We start from the raw sequence: 18651 nt of genomic DNA, 5'->3' as shown, positions 1-18651 counted from the left end.
TCAATATCATTAAAGAAGATTATGTCCGATCAAAACAAGCCAGCCACGCCCAAGCAAAACAAGAAGCCTGAAAGCAAATACCCGGTCAACATGACGGAAACCCCATTCCCGATGCGCGGCGACATGGCCAAGCGCGAGCCGCAGTGGGTGCAACAATGGCAAGACAAGAAGATTTACGAGCGCGTGCGCAAGGCTGCCGCCGGCCGTCCGAAATTCATCCTGCATGACGGCCCGCCGTACGCGAATGGCGACATCCACCTGGGCCACGCCGTCAACAAGATCCTGAAGGACATGGTCGTCAAGTCGCGCTCGCTGGCCGGCTTCGACGCGCCGTACGTGCCGGGCTGGGATTGCCACGGCATGCCGATCGAGATCCAGATCGAAAAACTGCACGGCAAGAACCTGCCGACGGCCGAAGTGCTGGAAAAGGCCCGCGCCTACGCCAACGTGCAGGTCGAGCGCCAGAAGAAGGATTTTATTCGCCTGGGCGTGCTGGGCGAGTGGGACAACCCCTACCTGACCATGGCGCACGGCAATGAAGCCGACGAGTTGCGCGCGCTGGGCAAGCTGCTGGAAAAAGGCTATGTCTACCGCGGCCTGAAGCCCGTCAACTGGTGCTTCGACTGCCAGTCGGCCCTGGCCGAGGCGGAAGTGGAATACGCGGAAAAACGCGATCCCGCCATCGACGTCGGGTTCAAGTTCGCCGAGCCGGAAAAGCTGGCGGCCGCCTTTGGCTTGCCTGCCCTGCCGACGGATAACGGTTTCATCGTCATCTGGACCACCACGCCGTGGACCATCCCGTCGAACCAGGCGCTGAACGTGCACCCGGAAGTGAAATATTCGCTGGTGAAGACCGAGCGCGATGGCCAGCCATTGCTGCTGATCCTGGCGCAAGACCTGGTCGTGGCCAGCCTGGCGCGCTTCAAGCTCGATGGCACGACGATTGCCACCTGCGACGGCGCGGCCCTGGCCGGCATCAGCTTCCGCCACCCGCTGCATGCAAGCGATGCGTTCTACGACCGTTTGTCGCCGTTGTACCTGGCCGAATACGTGACCACGGAAAGCGGCACGGGCGTGGTGCACTCGGCACCCGCCTACGGCCTGGACGACTTCATCTCGTGCAAGGCGCACGGCATGAAGGACGACGACTTCATCAAGCCCGTCATGGGCGACGGCAAGTTCGCCTCGACCCTGCCCCTGTTTGGCGGCATGACCATCTGGGAAGCGTCGAAACCGATCTGCAATGCCCTGAAAGAAGCAGGAGCCTTGTTCGAAGTCAAGATGTTCGACCACAGTTACATGCATTGTTGGCGTCATAAGACGCCGATCATCTACCGCGCCACGTCGCAGTGGTTCGCCGGCATGGACGTGACGCCGAAGGACGGCGGCGCGACCCTGCGCGAGACGGCCTTGCAAGGCATCGCCGATACCGAGTTCTTCCCGGACTGGGGCCAGGCGCGCCTGCACGGCATGATCGCCAACCGTCCCGACTGGACCCTGTCGCGCCAGCGCCAGTGGGGCGTGCCGATGGCCTTCATCGTGCACAAGGAAACGGGCGACCTGCATCCGCGCACGCCGGAACTGCTGGAGCAAGTGGCCAAGCTGATCGAAAAGGACGGCATCGAGGCATGGCAAGCGCTGGATCTGAAAGACCTGATCGGCGACGAAGCGGCCATCTACGCCAAGAACAAGGACACGCTGGACGTGTGGTTCGATTCCGGCGCCACGCACCAGACGGTGCTGGGCGGCCCGCAGGCGCACGGTTCGCACTCGACGCAGCTGCAGTTCCCGGCCGATCTGTACCTGGAAGGCTCGGACCAGCATCGCGGCTGGTTCCACTCGTCGCTGCTCGTGTCGTCGATGCTGAACGGCCGTCCGCCATACAAGGCCCTGCTGACGCACGGCTTCACGGTCGATGGCGAAGGCAAGAAGATGTCTAAGTCGCTGGGCAACACGCTGGCGCCGCAAAAGATCTCGGACACCCTGGGCGCGGACATCCTGCGCCTGTGGATCGCTTCGACCGACTACACGGGCGAGCTGTCGATCTCCGACGAAATCCTGAAACGCGTGACGGAATCGTACCGCCGTATCCGCAACACCCTGCGCTTCCTGCTGGCGAACACCTCGGACTTCAATCCGGCCACGGACGCCGTACCGGTGGCGGAGATGTTCGAAATCGACCGCTATGCGCTGGCCAACATGGCATCGCTGCAGCAGCAGATCGAGAACAACTATGCGCGCTACGAGTTCCATCCGGTCGTGTCGAAGCTGCAGACGTACTGCTCGGAAGACCTGGGCGGCTTCTACCTGGACATCCTGAAGGACCGTCTGTACACCTCGGGCTTGACGTCGCACGCGCGCCGTTCGGCGCAAACGGCCCTGTGGCACATCACGCAAAGCCTGCTGCGCCTGATGGCCCCGGCCCTGTCGTTTACGGCAGAAGAAGCGTGGGCAGTGTTCGCCGGCGCGGAGGCGTATGCCGCCAGCGATGAAACCATCTTCACGCAAACCTGGTGGCAGCTGCCGGAAGTGTCGGACGCGGCGGCCCTGCTGGAGAAATACACGGCCCTGCGCGCCGTGCGCACGGACGTCACGAAACAGCTGGAAGACTTGCGCACCTCGGGCGCCATCGGTTCCTCGCTGCAGGCGGAACTGACGATCAAGGCCGCGCCGATGAAGTACAAGCTGTTGACCACCCTGGGCGACGACTTGAAATTCGTCTTCATCACATCGCAGGCCAGCGTGGCCGAAGTGGCAGACGAAGCGGCCGAGGAAGTGGTCGTGGCCGCGTCGACGGCGCCGAAGTGCGAGCGCTGCTGGCACTACCGTGCGGACGTGGGCACGGACGCCGCGCATGCTACCCTGTGCGGCCGCTGCGTCAGCAACCTGTTTGGCGCGGGCGAGAAACGCCGCTTCGCCTAACAACGTCGTCAAAATCTACTGCGCGTCGCGATTTGCGGCCTGCGATGCTCGCTGTACTAAAGTACAGCTGTGCGTCTCGGGCCAACGGGGGCGCCGAGCCTCGCTGCCGCTCGCTACGATTTTGCCCGTCGTTGTATGCTATGAGTCCAACCGCCGCCTGCTGCCAGGCGGCGGCTTTATCTTCCCTGGAAAAATATGGCCACTAAAAACCGTTTTTCATCGAAATCGTCATCCTCGGCGTCGCTCGTGCCCTGGCTGGGCATCGCCGCCATCGTCATCCTGTTCGACCAGATCACCAAGATCACGATCCTGAAGACCTTCCGCTATGCGCAGGAAATGGTCATCACCTCGTATTTCAACCTGGTGCTGGCGTATAACAAGGGCGCCGCGTTCAGCTTCCTGTCCGACCAGGGCGGCTGGCAGCGCTATTTCTTCACCGGCATCGCCCTGGCGGCTGCCATCTACATCATTTATCTGCTGAAAAAGCACGCCGGCCAGCGCATGTTCTGCTGGGCCCTGGCGCTGATCCTCGGCGGCGCGCTGGGCAATGCCATCGACCGCCTGGTGTACGGCCACGTGGTCGATTTCCTCGACTTCCACTGGAAAAGCTGGGGCCATTTCCCCGCTTTCAATATCGCCGACAGCGCCATCTGCATCGGCGCGGCCCTGTTCATCATCGATGAACTGCGCCGGGTAAACAAATAGACAAGCAGGAGAACGGCATGGAACTGTCCGGCAAAAAAATCGTCCTGGGACTTTCGGGCGGCGTCGCCTGCTACAAGGCTGCGGAACTGTGCCGCGCGCTGACGAAGGCGGGCGCCTCGGTACAGGTGGTCATGACGGATGCGGCCAGCCACTTCATCACGGCCGTGACCATGCAGGCGCTGTCCGGCCACCCCGTGCACACGAGCCAGTGGGATGCCCGCATAGCCAACAACATGGCGCACATCGATTTGACGCGCCAAGCGGACGCCATCCTGATCGCGCCGTGCTCGGCCGATTTTCTGCGTAAACTCGCCCATGGCGTGTGCGACGACCTGCTGTCGACCCTGTGCCTGGCCCGTCCCTCCCACCTGCCCCTGCTCGTGGCGCCGGCCATGAACGTGGAAATGTGGCAGAACCCCGCCACGCAGCGCAATGTGCAGCAGCTGCGCGACGACGGCATCACCCTGTTCGGCCCGGCCGCCGGCGAACAGGCCTGCGGCGAAGTTGGCCTGGGCCGCATGCTGGAACCGGAACAGCTCTTGACGGAACTGATCGCCGCCTTCCAGCCGAAAGTCCTGGCGGGCAAGCGCGTGCTGGTCACTGCCGGCCCCACGTTCGAGGCCATCGACCCCGTGCGGGGCATCACCAATCTGTCCTCGGGCAAGATGGGCTATGCGGTGGCGCGCGCGGCGCGCGAGGCGGGCGCCGAGGTGCTGCTCATTTCCGGCCCGACGGCCCTGGACGCGCCGTTCGGCGTACGCCGCATCGACGTGCAAAGCGCGCAGCAGATGCATGATGCGGTATTGGCCCACGTCGACGGCCAGCATGTCTTCGTCGCCGTGGCCGCCGTGGCAGACTGGCGCGTGGCCAACGCCAGCGAACAGAAGATGAAAAAGCAGGCCGACGGCTCCGTGCCCGAACTGCAGTTCGTGCAAAACCCCGACATCCTGGCCACCGTGGCGGCGCGCACCAACCTGGCCGGCTATCCGTACTGCGTGGGCTTTGCCGCCGAATCGGAAAACCTGGTGGAATTCGGCTCGACCAAGCGCGAGAAAAAAGGCATTCCATTGCTGGTGGGCAATATCGGCCAGAACACCTTCGGCCAGGACGACAACACCATCATCCTGTTCGATGAAGAAGGCCATACCGTGCTGCCGCGCGCCTCGAAACTGAACCTGGCGCGCCAGCTGATTTCGGAAATCTCGAAGCGGATCGCCAGGAATTCGCTGCTCAAGTAACCCTTTATACGACTTAGCTTAGTTAGTTAGATTAATGAAAAATATCGACATCAAGATCCTCGACGCCCGCATGCAAGAACTGCTGCCGGCCTACGCCACCCCGGGCAGCGCGGGACTCGACCTGCGCGCCTGCATAGCCGAGGCCATCACCATCGAAGCCGGCCAGACCGTGCTCATTCCGACCGGCCTGGCCATCCACATCGGCGACCCCTCGTATGCGGCCATGATTTTGCCGCGCAGCGGCATGGGCCACAAAAACGGCATCGTATTGGGGAATCTGGTAGGCTTAATCGACTCCGATTACCAGGGCCAGCTGATGGTATCGACCTGGAACCGGGGCCAGAGCGCCTTCACGCTCAACCCCATGGAACGCCTGGCGCAACTGATTATCGTGCCGGTGCTGCAAGTGGGCTTTAACGTCGTCGAGGAATTCGGCGACAGCGAACGCGGTGTTGGCGGTTTCGGCAGCACCGGCAAACATTAAGGATTGACACTTATGCCAGGTTTCCGCCATCTGATCCCAGCCCAGACTTCGCTGCGCCGATTGGCCACTCCCCTCCTGCTGGCCGGCGCGGCCATTCTGGCCGGCTGCACCACGCCGGCGCCGCATGTCAGCGGCCCGTTCAACGTCGTGCCGGCGCCCGATGCGCCCGCGCCGACGGCGCAGCAAAAGGCGGCGCAGGAAGAGCTGGTGAAGATGGTGGCGCTGCAGGACCGCCTGTCGAAAGTCTCGGCGCCCCTGCTGATCAACAATGCGGACCTGTGCAAGTCGTACGCGCGCAACCTGCTGGGTTTCACGGCGCAGAACAAATATTCCTACCCCGGCATCTATGCGGACGCGGCGCAGGCGGCGCTCGGCTACGGCGAACAGATGCAGGTCTCCGGCGTCTTGCCGGGCAGCGGCGCCGCGCGCGCCGGCTTGCGCAAGGGCGACGGCTTGCTGGCCGCCGAAGGCAAGCCGCTGCCGGCAGGCCCGAAAGCGGAAGGCCCGTTCGGCGCCATCGTCGGCCCGCTGGCCTCGAAAAGCGCCAGCCTGAACATGACCATCGCCCGCGACGGCCAGCAGCAGGACCTCAAAATTCCCGTCACGCGCGCCTGCGCCTTCCGCGTCGCCCTGGGCAATGCGGACAATATCAACGCGTATTCGGACGGCGCGCGCATCATGCTCACGCGCGGCATGGTCAATGCGGCGCAAAATGACGAAGGCATCGCCTTCGTCATCGCCCGCGAAATGGCGCACAACATCCTCGACCACGCGCGCAGCCAGCGCACGGCGGGTACGGCCGGCAGCATCATCGACAGCCTGGGCGCCGTGCAGCCCGACGTGTCGATGCTGACGGGCGCCGCCGGCATCAAGGCCATGCCGCAGGAACTCGACGTGCAAGCCGACACCCTGGCCATCTACCTGCTGGCGCGCGCCGGCTACAACGTCGACAACGCGGCCCGCTTCTGGCAGCGTCTGGCCACGCAAGTGCCGGCCACGGTCGCCAACGGCTACACGGCCCTGCACCCGGGTACCAATTCGCGCATGGCGGCCATCAACCGCGCCGTGACGGACGTACGCGCCAAGCAGGCGGCAAAGAAGCCGCTCAAGCCTTAATCCTGACAAAGGGAGGCGCCTGATAAAACCAGGTTTGCTCAGGCGCCGGGGAAGTTCGGGAAGTAGGTGCCCATGATCCAGGTCAGGGCACCGCAAAATACCACCGCCAGGAACAGGGCGATGAGCAGTTTGCCAAACTTGGGGATGCCGTCATCTTGCGTCTTTTGGTCGTTCGACATGAAAACTCTCCGCAGGCTGTTGGAGAGGGTAGTATAGCCACAATATTGAAAAATATTCCATACTTTGCCGCAAACATACGGCATGTAACTCCCGCGCCCCATGGACAGCATTGACCTTGAAGTTCTGAAAACCAGCGCCGCCTGGCTTGCCGCCGGGCACCGCTGCGAACTCGTCACCGTCATCAAGACCTGGGGCTCCAGCCCCCGCCCCGTGGGCGCCACCCTGGCCATCTGCGACGACGGCACGGTGGTCGGCTCCGTCTCCGGCGGCTGCATCGAGGATGACTTGATCGACACCGTGCGCGTGCACGGCATCGTGCGCACCTTGCCGGAAATCGTCAGCTACGGCATCAGCGCCGACGAGGCGCACCGCTTCGGCCTGCCCTGCGGCGGCACCATCGAACTGGCGATCGAGCCGCTGCACGCGGACAGCAAGGTGGCCGAACTGCTGGCGCGCCTGGAAGCGCATGAACTGGTCGAACGCCGGCTCGACCTGCGCACTGGCGCCGTCACCCTGCAGCGCGCCGCGCCGGGCGCCGTGCTGGCCCTGAATGATGCGGTGCTCACCACGCAGCACGGCCCCCGCTGGCGATTGCTGATCATCGGCGCCAGCCAGCTGTCGCGCTTCGTGGCGCAGATCGCCACGGCCATGGATTACCACGTCATCGTCTGCGACCCGCGCGAGGAATACCGGGGCGGCTGGAACGTGCCCGGCGTGCCCCTGCTGCACGCCATGCCCGACGACCTGGTGCTGGAATTAAAGCTCGACAGCCGCAGCGCCGTCGTCGCCCTCACGCACGACCCCAAGCTCGACGACCTGGCCCTGATGGAAGCGCTCAAATCCCCCGCTTTCTACGTCGGCGCCATCGGTTCGCGCGCCAACAATGCCAAACGCCGCGAACGGCTGCTGCAGTTCGACGTCAGCGCGGAACAGCTGGCGCGCCTGCATGGCCCCATCGGCCTGTACATCGGCAGCAAGACACCGGCCGAAATCGCCATTTCCATCCTGGCCGAGCTGACGGCCGTGAAAAATGGCGTGCCCGACGCGCTGCAGATCCAGCACGCGGCGGCCCTGAGCCCGCCCACCACCGATATCTGCGCCCGCTAAGGGCCGCAGCAAGAAACGCGGTGCGCCGGCGGCGCGCCCCTGCTACCTTCACTGATTTTGGCCACCATGACCCTGCTGCACTGGACCCTCCCCCTGCCCGCCGGCTACCGCCGCGACGACGTCATCGCCTTTCACAGCCGCGACGGGGAAGCCGTCGCGGAACAAGTCACGCCGACAGGCCTGCGCAAGGGCATCCTGCTTGCCGGCGTGCCCGTGGTGCTGGACGTGGCCTTCACGGACGATACGGCCGTCTGCCGCGCCGAGATCGACGGCAGCGCCAGTGACGCTCTGCAAACGGCGCTGCACGGCGCCCTGCTCAACATCCTCGGCCTGCGCATCGACCCGCAGCCTTTCGCCCGGATGGCCGCCGCCGACCCGCTGCTGGCGCCCTTGATCCGCGTCAACCCGGGCTTGCGCATCGTGCAATCGGCCAGCCCGTTCGAGGCGCTGACCTGGGCCATCATCGGCCAGCAGATCAACCTGTCGTTCGCCATTTCCCTGCGCCGCACGTTTATTCTGCAGGCGGGACGCCGGCATGGCAGCGGCTTGTGGTGCTACCCGGAGGCGCGCGACGTGGCGCGGCTGGAGATCGAGGATTTGACCAGCCGCAAATTCTCGCGCGCCAAGGCGGAAACCGTGCTGCGCCTGGCGCGCCTGGTCGACGAGGGAGCGCTGTCGCTGGAACTGCCCCCTTCCGGCGACGTGGCGGCCATTTCGCAGGCGCTGCTGGCCGTCAAGGGCATCGGCCCGTGGACCGTCAATTACGCGCTGCTGCGCGGCTACGGCTATGCCGACTGCTCGCTGCACGGCGACGTGGCGATCCGCGCCGCCCTGCAAAAGCTGCTCGGCGAAGAAACGAAACCGGACATGGCGCGCACGGAACAATGGCTGCGCCAGTATGCGCCGCACCGCACCATGGCGGCCGCCCACCTGTGGGCCAGCCTGCATGCGCCGGCAAAAAATATTTCAAACGAGCGGGAATAAACGGCGGGCGGCAGGCGTCTATCCCTTGCAAGCCCCCCAAAACCTCAAGGAGACCATCATGCGCTTTACTACTTTTGCCGCCACCGCCCTTTTCACCGCCTTGTCCGCCCCCCTGGCCTTCGCCGCCGACGTCATGCCCGCCAACGGCATGCTGGTCAACGCCAGCGGCATGACCGTGTACGTGTTCGACAAGGATGTCGCCGACAGCGGCAAGAGCGCCTGCAGCGGCGGCTGCCTGGTGGCCTGGCCCGCCGTCATCGCCACCGACGCGGCCCCCGCCGCCCCGTATGGCAGCATCAAGCGCGAAGACAACGGCGCCATGCAGCTGACCTACAAGGGCAAACCCCTGTACCTGTACAAGGAAGACAAGAAGCCGGGCGATGTGGCCGGCGACAATTTCAAGAACGTGTGGCACGTCGTCAAGCCGTAAGCAGCCCTGCCCGCCGCCACGATGACCACGCAAAAGGATAGCCGCCAGCTGCAGGCGTGCCTGCCCGGCCTGCGCCGCTATGCGCGCGCGCTGGCGGGCGCCCTGCACGCGGACGACCTGGTGCAGGACACCGTGGAACGGGCGTGGCGCAAGCTGGACCAGCGCGTCGGCGAGATGCGGCCCTGGCTGTTCTCCATCATGCATAACCTGCACGTGGACCAGCTGCGCCGCCCCGGCCTGGCGCTGCAGGAGCTCGATGACGATACCGTGCTGCCCGCGCCGGAGCGCGCGCCGGGGCAAGCCATCGCCATCGGCGAAATGGATGCGGCGCTGGCACGTTTGCCGCTGGGACAGCGCGAAGTCATCCTGCTCGTCGCGCTCGAACAGATGCCTTACGAGCAGGTGGCGGCCACCCTCGACATCCCCGTCGGCACCGTCATGTCGCGCCTGTCGCGCGGGCGCGACAAGCTGCGCACCCTGCTCGATGGCAGCCCTGCCGGCAGCCAGGGCAGCGGCCCACCCACCCTGAAAGTCGTGAAATGACAACGCAAGCCATCAGCGAAGCGCAATTGCACGCCCTGGCCGACGGCATCCTGCCCGAAGGCCAGCGCGCGGCCGTCGACGCCCACCTGCACGCGCATCCCGGCGACGCCGCCAGGGTCGATGCGTGGCGCGAGCAGAACCGGCAATTGCGCGCCCTGTTCGATCCCGTGCTGGACGAAGCCATCCCCCCGGCGCTGCTGCAGGCGGCGGCCCCGCCGGCGGCGAACGGCGCCTGGCAGCGCCCCGCCATGCAGGCGGCAGCGGCCATCGTGCTGCTCATCGCGGGCGGCGCGGGCGGCTGGCTGCTGCGCGGCGGCGACAGCACGACCGCCAGCGCCAGCCCGGTCTCCCTGGCGCGCAGCGCCGCCATCGCCCATGCCGTCTACACGCCCGAAGTGCGCCACCCCGTCGAGGTGGGGGTAGAACAGGAGGCGCACCTGGTGCAATGGCTGTCGAAACGCCTGGGCAGCAAATTGCAGCCGCCCGCGCTGTCGCCGCTCGGCTATCACCTGATCGGCGGGCGCCTGCTGCCCGGCGACGGCGACGGCCCCGTGGCGCAATTCATGTATGAAGATGGCAAAGGCCAGCGCCTGACCCTGTACGTGGCGAAAGAGCGGGCCGGCAGGCAGGAAACGGCCTTCCGCTACACGCAGGAAAAGGACTTGAGCGTGTTTTACTGGATCGATGGCCAGCTCGGTTATGCCCTCTCGGCGAGCCTGTCCAAGCAGGAGCTGGGCAAGATCGCCGGCGCCGTGTATGCACAGCTGGAGCAGCCGCGCTAAAAGGCGAGCCCTTACGGCAGCACCGGCGCGCGCCGTAGTGCGCGTGCACCGGCCAGGTGGATCCAGCCCGCCAGCAGGCCCAGTGCGATGCCGAACACCGCCACGCCCGTCCAGCCGTAACGCTGCATCAGCCAGCCGCTGGCCGCCACGCCGGCGGCGCCGCCGATAAAGGTGGCCGTCATGTACAGGCTGTTGATGCGCCCCTGGGCGGCGGGATCGACGGCAAAGGCGCGCGTCTGGTTGGCCACCAGGGCAGCCTGCACGCCGATATCGAGCACGATGACGCCGATCACCAGCAAGAACAGCGACGAGGCGGCGCCCGCCAGCAGCAGGTAGGACAGCGTCACGATGCCGATGCTCAGGCCAATGACCGTGCGCGCGCCGAGTCTGTCGGCGGCCCTGCCGCCCAAGGTGGCCGCCAGCGCGCCGGCCGCGCCGATGATGCCGAAGGCGCCGGCCCAGGCACTGCCCAGGTGCCATGGGCCGTTGGCCAGCAACGCCGCCAGATTGACCCAGAACGCATTGAAGCACGCCCACAGCAGCGCCTGGATCAGCATCGATTCGCGCAGGGGGCGATGGTCGCGCGCCAGTGGCCACAGCGACGCCAGCAGGCGCGCGTAAGACAGGCCCGTGCCGAGTTTCCCCCGTGGCAGCAAGGCTGCCGCCGCGAGCCACACGGGCAGCATGAATGCCGCTTCCATGGCATACACGGCGCGCCAGCCCCAGGCTTCGCCCACCACGCCGGCCACCGTGCGCCCCAGCAGGATGCCCACCATGATGCCGCTGACCACCGTCCCGACAGAGCTGCCGCGCTCGCCGGGCGGCGACATGCTCGCGGCCAGCGGCACCAGTTGCTGCGGCACGCAGCTGACGATGCCCAGGCCAAACGAGGCCCCGATCAGCGCCCAGATGCCGGGCGCCAGCGCGGCCGTCAGGGCGCAAACGAAGGCCAGCGCAATCTGCCCCAGCACCAGGGTGCGCCGGTCGTAGCGGTCGCCCAGCGGCAGGAGCAGCGCCAGGCCCGTGGCAAAGCCCAGCAGCGCCGCGCCGGCGACCAGGTTGACGGCCGCCAGGTCGACGCCGAGGCCGGACTGGATCAGGGGCAGGATAGGTTGGGTGCAATAAATATTGGTGATCACCGCGCCGGCGATCACCGCCATCATGAGGATCTTGCCGCGCGGCGGGGCGGCCACGGTGTGCGCATCGGGCGGGAGAGTCGGGGTGGGGCGCATGGCGCTGTCCTTTCAAGTTACCGCGGCAACATGCCGCGGCGAAGGACTCCAGCTTACGTACTTGCACCCATAAAGAGAATCCCATAAGATTGAGAATGATTCTTCCAAAATTTGATAGGCTGCACATGAAAACAATCGATGGATAGGCTGGAATCCATGAGCATCTTGCTGGCGGTGGTGGACGCGGGCAGCCTGTCGGCCGCCGCGCGCCATCTCGGCATGCCGCTGGCGAACGTCAGCCGCAAGGTGGCGGCGCTGGAAGCGCACCTCAACACGCGCCTGCTGCACCGCACGACGCGCCAGTTGTCGCTGACGGAAGCCGGCCACGCCTACGTGGCCGCGTGCCGCCGCATCCTCGAAGAGATCGGCGAAGCGGAGCGCATGGCGACGGGCGAATATGCGGTGCCGAAGGGCGAGCTGACGATTACGGCGCCCGTCGTGTTCGGACGCCTGCACATCGTGCCCGTGGTGGCGGCGTTCCTCGCCCACTATCCGGACATCGAGATCAAGCTCGTGCTGACCGACCGCGTGCTGCACCTGATGGACGAGCAGGTCGACGTGGCCGTGCGCATCGGCGACCTGCCCGACAGCAGCTTCATGGCGACGCGGGTCGGCACGGTGCGCCGGGTCGTCTGCGCCAGTCCCGGCTACCTGGCCACGCATGGCACGCCGGCGGTGCCGGGCGACCTGGCAACCCATGCCTGCATCAGCTTCGAAGTGCTGGAATCGCGGCGCGCCTGGGTCTTCGGCACGGGCAAGGCTACGCAGTCCGTGCCCGTGCATTCGCGACTGGCCGTCAATACGGTGGATGCGGCGATTGCCGCCGCCACCCTGGACGCGGGCGTGATCCGCGTGCTGTCGTACCAGGTCATGAATGCCCTGCGCGACGATGCGCTGCGCATCGTGCTCGCACCGTTCGAAGCGGCGCCCTTGCCAGTCAGCCTGCTGCACAAGGGGCAGGCGCCGCTGCCGTTGAAATTGCGCGCCTTCCTCGATTTCGTCACGCCGCTGTTGCGCGCGGTGGAACTGGACGTCAGCCCAGCGCGCGCCTGAGCTCCGCGTAGGCGTCGACCAGCCGCTCCTTCGAATAGCCGCGATTGAGGCCACTGGGATTGGGCAGTATCCACACGCGCGCGCCGCCGAAGCGCTCGGGCTGTTCGCCCCATTCCAGCTGGCGTTTTCCCGTCATCGCCGCGTAGGCGGCCTTGCCCAGGAAGGCGATCCACTGCGGCTGCATCAATGCCAGTTTGTGCTGCAGGCCGGCCGCCGCCTGCGCGAATTCGTCCGTCCCCACCTGGTCCGCGCGGCTGGTCGGGCGCCCGACGGCCGCCGTCAGGCCCAGCCCGAAACCGAGCACGCTGGCATCGTCCTGCGGCGCCACCAGGTGCGGCGTGAAGCCGGCCAGGTGCAGCACGGGCCAGAAGCGGTTGCCGCGGCCGAGAAAATGGTGGCCGGCCGCCGCCGCGTCCACGCCGGGATTGAGGCCGCAAAAAACCACCTGCAAGCCGGGAGCGAGAATGTCGGGCAAGCCTTGCACCGCTGTGATGTATGTCATGGAAAACTCCAATATCGGAAGCCGCAGTATGCCACCGGCCTCCGCCATGCAGCGCAGGACGGCTGGTGCTACCATCCCATACTGATGCGCTCATCCATATGCCGGATGGCCGTCGCGCTTCCCCGCACCATCCCCACTCCGAGGACTACACATGACGACCCTGACCATCAATGGCAAGCAGCACGACCTTGCACTGCCTGAAGACACGCCCCTGCTGTGGGCTCTGCGCGACGAACTGGGCATGACCGGCACCAAATTCGGCTGCGGCATGGCCCTGTGCGGCGCCTGCACCGTGCACCTCGACGGCGAAGCGATCCGCTCCTGCGTGACGCCCGTCTCGGCCGCCGCCGGCAAGAAGATCACCACCATCGAAGCGGTGGGCGAAGACAAGGTCGGCTTTGCGCTACAGCAAGCCTGGCAGGAACACGGCGTGCCACAATGCGGCTATTGCCAGGCCGGCCAGATCATGTCGGCCACGGCCCTGCTGCACAAGACGCCAAGACCGAACGACCAGCAAATCCGCGAAGCGATGAGCGGCAATATCTGCCGCTGCGGCACCTACACGCGCATCCACGCGGCCATCAGGCAGGCATCGGCCAGTATCCACGCGAAAGGAGCGGCCAAATGAGCATCCATGACACTGCCGCCGCACATTCGCCTGCGCGGCGCCACTGGCTCAAGGCCGCCGGCGCGCTGGCCGGTTTGACCCTCGTGGCCGGCCCTTCCGGCCTGGTGATGGCGGCCGACGCCGTCAAATACGGCGGCGACAAGATGCCGGGCGGTGTGGTCGACGACACCCTGGTCTTCCTGTCGGTCGCCGCCGACGGCATCGTCACCATCGTTGTACACCGCTCGGAAATGGGACAGGGCATCCGCACCAGCCTGCCCATGGTGGCGGCCGACGAACTGGGCGCCGACTGGGCGCAGGTGCGCGTGCAGCAGGCGCCCGCCGACGAGGCGCGCTACGGCAGCCAGGATACGGACGGCTCGCGCAGCATGCGCCACTCGTTCCGCGCCATGCGCCACGTGGGCGCCACGGCGCGCCTGATGCTGGAAACGGCGGCCGCCGTGCGCTGGGACGTGCCCGTCACGCAAGTCAAGGCCGTCAACCACACGGTCGTGCATGCGGCCAGCGGACGCTCGCTGTCGTTCGGCGCGCTGGCCGAAGAGGCGGCCAAGCTGCCGGTGCCGCCGCGCGCGCGCATCAGCCTGAAAACGGCGGGCGAGCTGCGTTATATAGGCCAAAGCAGCACGCGCGGCATCGACCTGCACGACATCGTCACCGGCAATACGCACTTCGGCATCGACACGCGCCTCGACGGCATGGCGTATGCCGTCATCGCCCGTCCGCCCGTCTTCGGCGGCAAGCTGAAAAGCGTGGACAAGACGGCGGCCCTGAAAGTGCCGGGCGTGCTGCGCATCGTCGAACTGGCGGGCAGCCCGCCGCCGGCCATGTTCAATCCGCTGGGCGGCGTGGCCGTCATCGCGAAAAATACCTGGGCCGCCATCAAGGGCCGCGAAGCGCTGGTGCTGGAATGGGACGACGGCCCGAACGGCGATTACGACTCGAAAGCCTTCCGCAAGACCCTGGAAGCGGCCGTGCGCCAGCCGGCCAGCCCGGCGCGCGACCAGGGCAAGACGGTAGCCACCCTGGCCGCCGCTCCCGCCGCGCGCAAGCTCAGTGCCGAATACTATCTGCCCCACCTGGCCCACGCCACCATGGAGCCGCCCGCCGCCACCGTGCGCATCGCCGGCGGCAAGGCCGAAGTGTGGGCCTGCGTGCAGGCGCCGCAGGCGACGCGCAGCAACGTGGCCAAGGCCCTGGGCCTGGCATATGACAACGTGACCGTGCACGTGACCCTGCTGGGCGGCGGCTTCGGGCGCAAATCGAAGCCCGATTTCGCCGTCGAGGCGGCACTGCTGTCGCAATCCATGGATGGCGCGCCCGTCAAGCTGACGTGGACGCGCGACGACGATCTGCAGCACGACTACCTGCACACGGTGTCCGTCGAACGGCTGGAAGCGTCGCTGGACGCGCAAGGCATGCCGACGGCCTGGCTGCACCGCACGGCCGCGCCCACCATCACCTCGACCTTTGCCGCCGGCGCGAACAAGCAGGCGCCGTTCGAGCTGGGCATGTCGGCCATCAACGTGCCGTTCGCCATTGCGAACATCCGCGTCGAGGTGCCCGAAGTGCCGGCCCACACGCGCATCGGCTGGTTCCGCTCCGTGTCGAACATCCCGCACGCGTTTGCCATCCAGTCGTTCACGGCCGAACTGGCCCACGCGGCGAAGAAGGACCACCGCGACTACCTGCTGGCACTGCTGGGCCCCGCGCGCAAGATCAATCCGGCCGACCTGTCCGATGGCTGGAACTATGGCGAAGATCCGGCGAAGTATCCGGTCGACATAGGCCGCATGCGCCACGTGATCGAACTGGCGACGGCCAAGGCGGGCTGGGGCCGCAAGCTGCCCAAGGGACGGGGGCTGGGCCTGGCCGTGGCCTACAGTTTCGTCACCTATGTGGCGGCCGTGATCGAAGTGGAGATCAATGCGGCCGGCGAAGTCATCGTGCCCAGGGTCGATATCGCCATGGATTGCGGCCCGCAGATCAACCCGGACCGCGTGCGCTCGCAGATCGAGGGCGCCTGCATCATGGGCCTGTCGCTGGCCATGAGCGGCGAGATCAGCTTTAAGAATGGCCGGGTCGAGCAAAGCAATTTCCACGACTATAGCGTGCTGCGCGCTGCCGACGCCCCCCACGTGATCCACACGCACCTGGTGCCGGGCACCCTGGACATGGAGCTGGGCGGCGTGGGCGAGCCGGCCACGCCGCCCATCGCGCCGGCCCTGTGCAACGCCATCTTCGCCGCCACGGGCAAGCGCATCCGCGCCCTGCCCGTGGGCATGCAGCTGGCGAAAAAAGCCTAGGAACGCCGCGCGGCGGGCAATTGCAGCAGCAGCGCGGCGGCGGCGACCAGGGCGGCACCGGCCGCCAGCAGCCACATGGGCCAGTCCAGCAGGAGCAGCACCCCGCCTGCGGCGGCGCCGATGGCGCTGCCCAGGTACAGCGCCGATTCATTGAGGGCGATGGCCAGGTTGCCATCGCCCTGCCGCGCGCGCACGGCCAGCAGTTGCTGGTTCTGCGGCACTTGCAGGGCCCAGCCGGCCGCGCCCCACAGCACGATGGGCGCCAGCATCAGCCACGCCGACCAGCCGGCCGCCAGCGGCAGCGCGCACAAGGCCAGCGCCAGCAACAGCAGGATGAAGCAGCTCAGTTTCGGCGCCGCCACCTTGTCCGCCCATGGCCCGACCAATACGCTGCCCGCGATGCCGCCCACGCCCCAGGCCCACAGGAAGGGCGTGGCGGACACCGGCGCCCCCTGCGCGGACCATGCCAGCAGCGGCGCAATAAACGTGTACATGCCCAGGCTGGCGATGGCCGCCAGCAGCGATACCAGCAGAATGGCCAATACCTGCCCGTCGGCCAGCAAGGCCAGCTTGCGGCGCAGCGACATGGCCGGCGCCACCGGCAGCGCGGGCAGCTTCCACAGCAAGCCCGCCAGCGCCAGCGCACCGAGGAGGGCGACCAGCCACAGGGCCGCCGTCCAGCCCAGCTGCTGCGCCAGCAGCAGGCTCGATGGCACGCCCAGTACCGTGCCGCCCGCCATGCCGCCCATGATCGCGCCAATGGCCTTGCCCCGCTGCTGCGGCGCCGACACGCCCGCTGCCGCCGCAATGCCCAGCGCTAGGTAAACGCCCGCCCCGATGCCTGCAACGGCCCGCCAGGCCAGCAAACTGCTGAAATCGGGCGCCAGCGCGCTGGCCCCGTTCGCCAGCACGAACACGCCCAGGGCGGTCAACAGGCCGGAGCGCTGCGCGCGCGCCGGCAGCAAGGCCACGGCCAGGGGCGAGCCGAGGCCATAGGCCAGGGTGAACGCCGTCACCAGCTGCGCCGCCATCGCCAGGGACACGGAAAAGGCGCCGGCGATCATCGGCATCAAGCCCGCCGTCACATACGACGCCATGCCCAGCGCGAAGGCGCCCACGGCGATCAGGTAGACGGTGACAGGCAGCGCGGCATCGGCAGGCGCTGCGGCACGGGAGGAAGAATAGTCAGACATGGGCACGCTTTCGGGAAGAAAGCAGGCATTCTGGAATATAATATAAACAATTACAATTTAACTGTTTATGCTATTACTGATAGCAACAGGCTCACCGGAAAGACCGCACCATGCGCACTTTGGCCCGCACCCGCCACGAACTGGCCGCCTACCTGCAGGCGCGCCGCGCGCGGCTGTCGCCGGAAGACGTGGGCTTGCCTGGCGGCGGGCGGCGCAGAACGCCGGGCTTGCGCCGCGAAGAAGTGGCGGCGCTGGCCGGCGTGGGGCTGACCTGGTACACCTGGCTGGAACAGGGGCGCGACATCGGCGTCTCGAGCGCCTTCCTCGACAAGCTGGCCGAAGTACTGAAACTGGACGCGGGCGAGCGGCGCCACCTGTTCCTGCTGGCGCATGCGCGTCCGCCAGCCGAAGAGGGCAAGACCTTTTGCGTGGTGCCGCCGCCGGTGCGCCGATTGATGCACGAGCTGGCGCATCCGGCCTATGTCCTCAACCTGCGCTGGGACGTGCTGGCGTTCAATGCGGACGCGGACGCCCTGTTCGGCTTCGGCGCGCATGTGCCGGCGCGCCGCAACCTGCTGTGGCTGTTGTTTACCGACCCGCTGCTGCGCTCGCGCTTCACGGCCTGGGAAGAACAGGCGCCGCTGATGCTGTCGGGCTTTCGCCGCGACTATGCGCGCGCCACGCGGGAAGCGGATATCCACGCGCTGGTGGAAGAACTGGAAAAGGTCTCGCCCGAGTTCAAGCTATGGTGGCGCCGCCATGACGTGCATGCGCCGTGCGCCGGCGTGCGCCGCCTGACAATCGATGGCGAGCAGGCCGCGTATGAGCACACTTCGCTGACCATCGATGCGGACCGCCACCTGCGGCTGGTCGTGTATGCGCGCCAGCAGGCAGAAGACACCGCGCCGTAAACGAAAAAACCGCCGGCCCTCTTGCGAGGAACCAGCGGCTTCGAATTGGTTGCGGGGACAGGATTTGAACCTGTGACCTTCGGGTTATGAGCCCGACGAGCTGCCAGACTGCTCCACCCCGCACTCGAATTATATACCAGATTGTTGCGCGGCGTAAAGGGCATGATTTGACAATGTCATGCCTGCCCCGTCTGCCGGTGTTTGCCGTTGGCTGGCCATGAAAAAAGCCGCTGCTCTTTTGCAAGAGTCAGCGGCTTTCCGGTATTGGTTGCGGGGACAGGATTTGAACCTGTGACCTTCGGGTTATGAGCCCGACGAGCTGCCAGACTGCTCCACCC

Annotated in this window: 18 protein-coding genes and 1 tRNA gene; 14 read left to right on the top strand and 5 right to left on the bottom strand. The window is 66.5% G+C overall.

Annotation, left to right across the window (positions count from 1 at the left end; translation table 11 throughout):
* Positions 1-21: 21 nt before the first annotated feature.
* From ileS to AC1RJW_RS00075, 5 genes are all read left to right on the top strand, one after another.
* The gene (gene ileS, locus AC1RJW_RS00095) at positions 22-2922 is read left to right on the top strand and encodes an isoleucine--tRNA ligase (RefSeq protein WP_493042452.1); all 2901 of its coding nucleotides are present in this window, start codon (positions 22-24) and stop codon (positions 2920-2922) included.
* A gap of 195 nt (positions 2923-3117) precedes the next feature.
* Complete coding sequence (gene lspA / locus AC1RJW_RS00090) at positions 3118-3627, top strand: signal peptidase II (RefSeq protein ID WP_070224538.1); 510 nt, start codon at positions 3118-3120, stop codon at positions 3625-3627.
* Between the two features lie 17 nt (positions 3628-3644).
* On the top strand, positions 3645-4865 hold the full coding sequence (coaBC, locus tag AC1RJW_RS00085) for a bifunctional phosphopantothenoylcysteine decarboxylase/phosphopantothenate--cysteine ligase CoaBC (protein ID WP_493042447.1): 1221 nt from the start codon (positions 3645-3647) through the stop codon (positions 4863-4865).
* Between the two features lie 34 nt (positions 4866-4899).
* Positions 4900-5349, top strand: a complete 450-nt coding sequence (gene dut, locus AC1RJW_RS00080) for a dUTP diphosphatase (protein ID WP_436576012.1) — start codon at positions 4900-4902, stop codon at positions 5347-5349.
* A gap of 12 nt (positions 5350-5361) precedes the next feature.
* Positions 5362-6465, top strand: a complete 1104-nt coding sequence (locus AC1RJW_RS00075) for a M48 family metalloprotease (protein ID WP_493042445.1) — start codon at positions 5362-5364, stop codon at positions 6463-6465.
* A 38-nt stretch (positions 6466-6503) separates the two neighbouring features.
* Here the strand turns inward: AC1RJW_RS00075 and AC1RJW_RS00070 are convergent, their stop codons facing one another.
* Positions 6504-6644 (bottom strand): hypothetical protein, encoded by a 141-nt coding sequence (locus AC1RJW_RS00070; RefSeq protein ID WP_175444556.1) that lies wholly within the window; start codon positions 6642-6644, stop codon positions 6504-6506.
* 100 nt (positions 6645-6744) lie between these two features.
* On the opposite strand from AC1RJW_RS00070, the gene AC1RJW_RS00065 reads away from it, so the two are divergent.
* From AC1RJW_RS00065 to AC1RJW_RS00045, 5 genes are all read left to right on the top strand, one after another.
* Complete coding sequence (locus tag AC1RJW_RS00065; RefSeq protein ID WP_493042443.1) at positions 6745-7752, top strand: XdhC family protein; 1008 nt, start codon at positions 6745-6747, stop codon at positions 7750-7752.
* A gap of 66 nt (positions 7753-7818) precedes the next feature.
* Entirely contained in the window at positions 7819-8736 is a 918-nt protein-coding gene (locus AC1RJW_RS00060) for a DNA-3-methyladenine glycosylase family protein (protein WP_493042439.1), read from the top strand.
* A 58-nt stretch (positions 8737-8794) separates the two neighbouring features.
* Positions 8795-9166 carry a COG4315 family predicted lipoprotein gene (locus AC1RJW_RS00055; protein WP_070289095.1) on the top strand — a complete coding sequence of 124 codons (372 nt, stop codon included), beginning with the start codon at positions 8795-8797 and terminating at the stop codon, positions 9164-9166.
* Between the two features lie 21 nt (positions 9167-9187).
* Positions 9188-9709 (top strand): RNA polymerase sigma factor, encoded by a 522-nt coding sequence (locus AC1RJW_RS00050; RefSeq protein WP_493042434.1) that lies wholly within the window; start codon positions 9188-9190, stop codon positions 9707-9709.
* Positions 9706-10491 carry an anti-sigma factor family protein gene (locus tag AC1RJW_RS00045; protein ID WP_493042431.1) on the top strand — a complete coding sequence of 262 codons (786 nt, stop codon included), beginning with the start codon at positions 9706-9708 and terminating at the stop codon, positions 10489-10491. Before AC1RJW_RS00050 ends, AC1RJW_RS00045 begins: the two co-directional genes overlap by 4 nt.
* Positions 10492-10502: 11 nt before the next feature.
* Here the strand turns inward: AC1RJW_RS00045 and AC1RJW_RS00040 are convergent, their stop codons facing one another.
* Positions 10503-11723, bottom strand: coding sequence for an MFS transporter (locus AC1RJW_RS00040; RefSeq protein ID WP_493042429.1), 1221 nt, complete (start codon positions 11721-11723; stop codon positions 10503-10505).
* 138 nt (positions 11724-11861) lie between these two features.
* On the opposite strand from AC1RJW_RS00040, the gene AC1RJW_RS00035 reads away from it, so the two are divergent.
* A complete protein-coding gene (locus tag AC1RJW_RS00035; protein ID WP_493042428.1) occupies positions 11862-12776 on the top strand; it encodes a LysR family transcriptional regulator in 915 nt (304 codons plus the stop codon).
* Here the strand turns inward: AC1RJW_RS00035 and mug are convergent.
* Positions 12757-13278 carry a G/U mismatch-specific DNA glycosylase gene (gene mug, locus AC1RJW_RS00030; RefSeq protein ID WP_493042427.1) on the bottom strand — a complete coding sequence of 174 codons (522 nt, stop codon included), beginning with the start codon at positions 13276-13278 and terminating at the stop codon, positions 12757-12759. The two genes, AC1RJW_RS00035 and mug, sit on opposite strands and share 20 nt — an antisense overlap.
* A 151-nt stretch (positions 13279-13429) precedes the next feature.
* Here mug and AC1RJW_RS00025 point away from each other — a divergent pair, with 151 nt between their 5' ends.
* Positions 13430-13906: a (2Fe-2S)-binding protein gene (locus AC1RJW_RS00025; RefSeq protein WP_230539730.1), complete on the top strand. Its 477-nt coding sequence runs from the start codon at positions 13430-13432 to the stop codon at positions 13904-13906.
* A complete protein-coding gene (locus AC1RJW_RS00020; protein WP_493042425.1) occupies positions 13903-16209 on the top strand; it encodes a xanthine dehydrogenase family protein molybdopterin-binding subunit in 2307 nt (768 codons plus the stop codon). The genes AC1RJW_RS00025 and AC1RJW_RS00020 overlap by 4 nt, the downstream gene beginning before the upstream one ends.
* On the opposite strand, the gene AC1RJW_RS00015 is transcribed toward AC1RJW_RS00020, so the two are convergent.
* On the bottom strand, positions 16206-17402 hold the full coding sequence (locus tag AC1RJW_RS00015; protein WP_493042424.1) for an MFS transporter: 1197 nt from the start codon (positions 17400-17402) through the stop codon (positions 16206-16208). The two genes, AC1RJW_RS00020 and AC1RJW_RS00015, sit on opposite strands and share 4 nt — an antisense overlap.
* 110 nt (positions 17403-17512) lie before the next feature.
* On the opposite strand from AC1RJW_RS00015, the gene AC1RJW_RS00010 reads away from it, so the two are divergent.
* Complete coding sequence (locus AC1RJW_RS00010) at positions 17513-18313, top strand: helix-turn-helix transcriptional regulator (RefSeq protein ID WP_493042422.1); 801 nt, start codon at positions 17513-17515, stop codon at positions 18311-18313.
* 46 nt (positions 18314-18359) lie between these two features.
* On the opposite strand, the gene AC1RJW_RS00005 is transcribed toward AC1RJW_RS00010, so the two are convergent.
* Positions 18360-18436, bottom strand: a tRNA-Met gene (locus AC1RJW_RS00005).
* Positions 18437-18651 lie beyond the last annotated feature (215 nt).

The organism is Janthinobacterium sp. GW822-FHT07A03 (genome assembly GCF_058798815.1).
Note: the sequence above shows the minus strand (reverse complement) of the source record. Positions and strands in the feature narration are given on the sequence as shown.

Excerpts from the sequence above, each read along its gene's own strand:
- ileS (WP_493042452.1), top strand. The coding sequence starts at position 22 with ATGTCCGATCAAAACAAGCCAGCCACGCCCAAGCAAAACAAGAAGCCT.
- lspA (WP_070224538.1), top strand. The coding sequence starts at position 3,118 with ATGGCCACTAAAAACCGTTTTTCATCGAAATCGTCATCCTCGGCGTCG.
- coaBC (WP_493042447.1), top strand. The coding sequence starts at position 3,645 with ATGGAACTGTCCGGCAAAAAAATCGTCCTGGGACTTTCGGGCGGCGTC.
- dut (WP_436576012.1), top strand. The coding sequence starts at position 4,900 with ATGAAAAATATCGACATCAAGATCCTCGACGCCCGCATGCAAGAACTG.
- AC1RJW_RS00075 (WP_493042445.1), top strand. The coding sequence starts at position 5,362 with ATGCCAGGTTTCCGCCATCTGATCCCAGCCCAGACTTCGCTGCGCCGA.
- AC1RJW_RS00070 (WP_175444556.1), bottom strand. The coding sequence starts at position 6,644 with ATGTCGAACGACCAAAAGACGCAAGATGACGGCATCCCCAAGTTTGGC.
- AC1RJW_RS00065 (WP_493042443.1), top strand. The coding sequence starts at position 6,745 with ATGGACAGCATTGACCTTGAAGTTCTGAAAACCAGCGCCGCCTGGCTT.
- AC1RJW_RS00060 (WP_493042439.1), top strand. The coding sequence starts at position 7,819 with ATGACCCTGCTGCACTGGACCCTCCCCCTGCCCGCCGGCTACCGCCGC.
- AC1RJW_RS00055 (WP_070289095.1), top strand. The coding sequence starts at position 8,795 with ATGCGCTTTACTACTTTTGCCGCCACCGCCCTTTTCACCGCCTTGTCC.
- AC1RJW_RS00050 (WP_493042434.1), top strand. The coding sequence starts at position 9,188 with ATGACCACGCAAAAGGATAGCCGCCAGCTGCAGGCGTGCCTGCCCGGC.
- AC1RJW_RS00045 (WP_493042431.1), top strand. The coding sequence starts at position 9,706 with ATGACAACGCAAGCCATCAGCGAAGCGCAATTGCACGCCCTGGCCGAC.
- AC1RJW_RS00040 (WP_493042429.1), bottom strand. The coding sequence starts at position 11,723 with ATGCGCCCCACCCCGACTCTCCCGCCCGATGCGCACACCGTGGCCGCC.
- AC1RJW_RS00035 (WP_493042428.1), top strand. The coding sequence starts at position 11,862 with ATGGATAGGCTGGAATCCATGAGCATCTTGCTGGCGGTGGTGGACGCG.
- mug (WP_493042427.1), bottom strand. The coding sequence starts at position 13,278 with ATGACATACATCACAGCGGTGCAAGGCTTGCCCGACATTCTCGCTCCC.
- AC1RJW_RS00025 (WP_230539730.1), top strand. The coding sequence starts at position 13,430 with ATGACGACCCTGACCATCAATGGCAAGCAGCACGACCTTGCACTGCCT.
- AC1RJW_RS00020 (WP_493042425.1), top strand. The coding sequence starts at position 13,903 with ATGAGCATCCATGACACTGCCGCCGCACATTCGCCTGCGCGGCGCCAC.
- AC1RJW_RS00015 (WP_493042424.1), bottom strand. The coding sequence starts at position 17,402 with ATGTCTGACTATTCTTCCTCCCGTGCCGCAGCGCCTGCCGATGCCGCG.
- AC1RJW_RS00010 (WP_493042422.1), top strand. The coding sequence starts at position 17,513 with ATGCGCACTTTGGCCCGCACCCGCCACGAACTGGCCGCCTACCTGCAG.